Source organism: uncultured Fibrobacter sp. (assembly GCF_937877005.1).
Taxonomy (GTDB): domain Bacteria; phylum Fibrobacterota; class Fibrobacteria; order Fibrobacterales; family Fibrobacteraceae; genus Fibrobacter.
Map to the genome: position 1 here is coordinate 1 of NZ_CALEFV010000143.1, position 3,112 is coordinate 3,112.

Annotated in this window: 5 protein-coding genes; all 5 read left to right on the forward strand. The window is 52.5% G+C overall.

Annotated elements, in window-relative coordinates; genetic code table 11:
• On the forward strand, nucleotides 1–699 hold a 699-nt coding region (locus tag Q0628_RS07000), incomplete at its 5' end, for a hypothetical protein (protein WP_298769498.1).
• 27 nt (nucleotides 700–726) lie between these two features.
• Nucleotides 727–1,575 carry a hypothetical protein gene (locus Q0628_RS07005; protein WP_298769500.1) on the forward strand — a complete coding sequence of 283 codons (849 nt, stop codon included), beginning with the start codon at nucleotides 727–729 and terminating at the stop codon, nucleotides 1,573–1,575.
• A 2-nt stretch (nucleotides 1,576–1,577) separates the two neighbouring features.
• A complete protein-coding gene (locus Q0628_RS07010; RefSeq protein WP_298769501.1) occupies nucleotides 1,578–1,838 on the forward strand; it encodes a hypothetical protein in 261 nt (86 codons plus the stop codon).
• Nucleotides 1,839–1,940: 102 nt separating this feature from the next.
• On the forward strand, nucleotides 1,941–2,429 hold the full coding sequence (locus tag Q0628_RS07015) for a DUF1353 domain-containing protein (RefSeq protein WP_298769503.1): 489 nt from the start codon (nucleotides 1,941–1,943) through the stop codon (nucleotides 2,427–2,429).
• Between the two features lie 16 nt (nucleotides 2,430–2,445).
• Complete coding sequence (locus Q0628_RS07020) at nucleotides 2,446–2,838, forward strand: DUF5675 family protein (RefSeq protein WP_298769504.1); 393 nt, start codon at nucleotides 2,446–2,448, stop codon at nucleotides 2,836–2,838.
• Nucleotides 2,839–3,112: the final 274 nt, after the last annotated feature.

Genomic DNA, 3,112 nt, shown 5'->3' on the forward strand with positions numbered 1-3,112 from the left:
ACGTCAGCAAGCGTGTTTGCGATTGCTATAGACCCTTCCGATACGACTGCGTGGACGCAGGTCCTGGCGGCGCACAACGCCGGGAAGCAGATATTCGCAACATACTGGTCTGGTGTTTCACAAGGCGTAGCGAAGCGGTATACACTTCCTCTTACTGATGTCTATAGCAGCAATGACACAATCACTACATTCGTCTTTTCGGCATCGTACAAGGACGGCGAGTCGTACATCGGTCGCATACACGAATACAAGTTGACTCAGTCCGGGTGGAATGGTCCGAAAGAATATGACGTGACTTATGCGGAGAGTGCGGGTCATGCAGGAAATGCCTCGTATGCCGATGAAGCAGGTACAGCCGTGACGGCCGGATATGCTGAACGTGCCGACTATGCGATAGGCATAAAGCATGTAGGCAGCGCATACACTAATGTCGGTGCGATCGGCTCGCCAATTGTATGCCCTTTCAGTAGCGATGTCATACCTAACTCTACGACATCTTACAATGTGGAGTCACTTATGTCAAAGTTACTCGGCCAGTACAATCAGTACAAGGCTGAAGAAAATAGGTGTTATGTAATTATCAACGCAAGGACTGCTACTATGAGGATTACTGGTTTCTACGGCAATGCATCTTACGAGCTTGGCGCAGGCAAGATGACGACGATAGTCTACTGGGGCGGCCAGTATTTTTGTCGGTAACACAAATTTTTGAACGAGGATAGAGATATGGCAGAAAACACCACATCGCTAATTGATAGACGGCAGAAGCTCGTCGACGAACAGACACTGAAGAACATAACACTCCAGGACCTTCTCTACATGTGCAGCGGAACCGGAAGCGACCGAGACCAGGTCCATACCGTGGGCGAGCTCGCTGATTTCCTCTTCGGAGGTAATATCGGAAGCTTCACAGTCAAGTCTACGGACGGAGGCATGCTGCAGACCGTCACAATCACTGCGAACGCGGTCACTTATTCCAAGACCGTGAGCGGCGAAACGACAACGAGGACCATCGCGTTCAACGGCAACAGCGACCTGGAGAACCTGCGCCTCAAAGTGCTGAAGGGCGGAATCGCGACTGGAACTACCACGCACAAGCTGCAGGTCGATGACGTCCTTGAACTCCTGGACAACCTTGTCACGGAAAATGACGTGTATGTCAACGGTGGCGGCAAGATCCATGTAGGGTCCTCGTTCTTCACGGAAGTGAAGAACGTCGAGCTTTCCAGCGGCGACACCTTCAAAGATGTGGGAGTGCTCGGCAATGTCAATGCCGACGGGTGCTTCGACATCACGTTCGGATTCAAGCAGGTCCCGAACGCTCATATCGGAACTCCGGTCGTAGCGATCCGTGACGACCGTAATCGCGACATCACCGAGGCGGACTTCTCCGAAAACGATGACGACGGGTGGCACTACCTTCGGGTATGCGGGCGGTGGACTCCTTCGGAACTCGACCCTTCACCGGATACTCCGGCAACGCTCAAGGTGGTTCTCAAGATGGATTCCGTAGTCGGTTCTCGCTCTCCGAAGGTGAGCTATTCCGGGTTCATCGTGAAGCAGGGGATTCTGTAAGCATGGACATAACCGGAATTGACATAGGTGCGCTTGCGACCGGAATCGGGGCTGTCATCAAGTGCCTGCATTCGGACAGGAAGACGGACAATGCGAAGAAGGGCCTTGACGAGCGAATTGCCGTCCTCGAGAACGACATGCGCCATCACGACAAGCGTCTCGACGACGGCGACTCCAACTTCAAGGTGCTGGACCAGAAGATAGACCGCAACAACGAGCTGCTGAACCAGCTCATAGGCGAAGTAAGGGCAGGGAGGAAGTGATGCTTGAGGCTTTTGTTGTGGCGGTGCTACTGATTGCTGCGGGATGGTTCTTTTTTGACGATGATGACTGGGGTAATCCAAGATAATCAGGAGGTATGCTATATGGCGGTTACTGTAAAGATGGCTACGGCTGCTAGGCCGTTCGAGTGGCACACGGACAAGGACGGGTCGCATGCGCTGATGTTCAGCAATACGCTTGTTCTCCGGATCGAGAAAGACGGCAGGGAATACGACTGCTGCGTGAACTTCCAAGGCCGCGACGACATCCCCGGCGGTCTGTGCTTCCGCTGCGACGGGCTCTCCGTCCCGAAGGTGTTTAGGTGGTTCCTGCCTTCGTGGGACGGTGGCAACGACCTCTACAACCTTGCTGGCGCGCTGCACGACTGGCTGTACGCCACCGTCGGTGCGTACAAGACGTTTACAAGGCCCGAGTGCGACGACATCTTCCGTGGCATACTGCGCGAAGCTGGGCTCGGCAGGTTCAGGGCCTCGACAGCCGATTACATGGTCGGTCTGTTCGCGGGCAACTCGAGGCATTGGGGCAACGACGACATGGGCATAAGGACCATGGCGTCCATGAAGTTTTTCTAGCGGGAAGGGTAAAAGTATGGGTCAGCTTACATTGATTCGCGATGTCAAGGGCGACAAGGCAATTCTCGGCAAGCTGTATCTTAACGGGGCCCTAGTCTGCTACACGCTGGAGAATGCGTCCAAGACGATACCGACCGGGGTGTACCTGGTGCAGAATTCAATGAGCCCGAAGTTTAAAAGGGAACTGCCGTTGCTGTGGAACTCGGGTGTGTCGTCGTTAAGGGGCATCCGCATACACCGTGGCAATACCGTCAAGGACTCGCAGGGGTGTATCCTGGTCGGCATGGGCCGGAACTATGTCAAGCCGACAGCGACGCCTGCGCTGCTAGAATCCGCGCTTGCGGAGACGATGGTAACGATGTTATGCAGAAATGTTACGGAACTTATCATAACAGATGAACGCCAATGACGGAGAGATGGACGGAGAGAATGGCGGTTCTCTCCGTCGATCTCTACGCCATAAAAAGTGGGACAAGTATTCAAAAAAATAGTCAAAATTTGAAATATTATTATCTAATTGTGTAATATTATAAAGATATATCTAATGTAGGGCAAATGTAGGCAATCCTTTGAAAAATAATGAGTTAGGCTTAAAAAATGTTGAAAAACAAGTATTTAGCAAATATTCCCAGGTCAAGTAATCCCGTAAAGGTTTAGTTTACTCCCCCGGTGCATGCACCGGG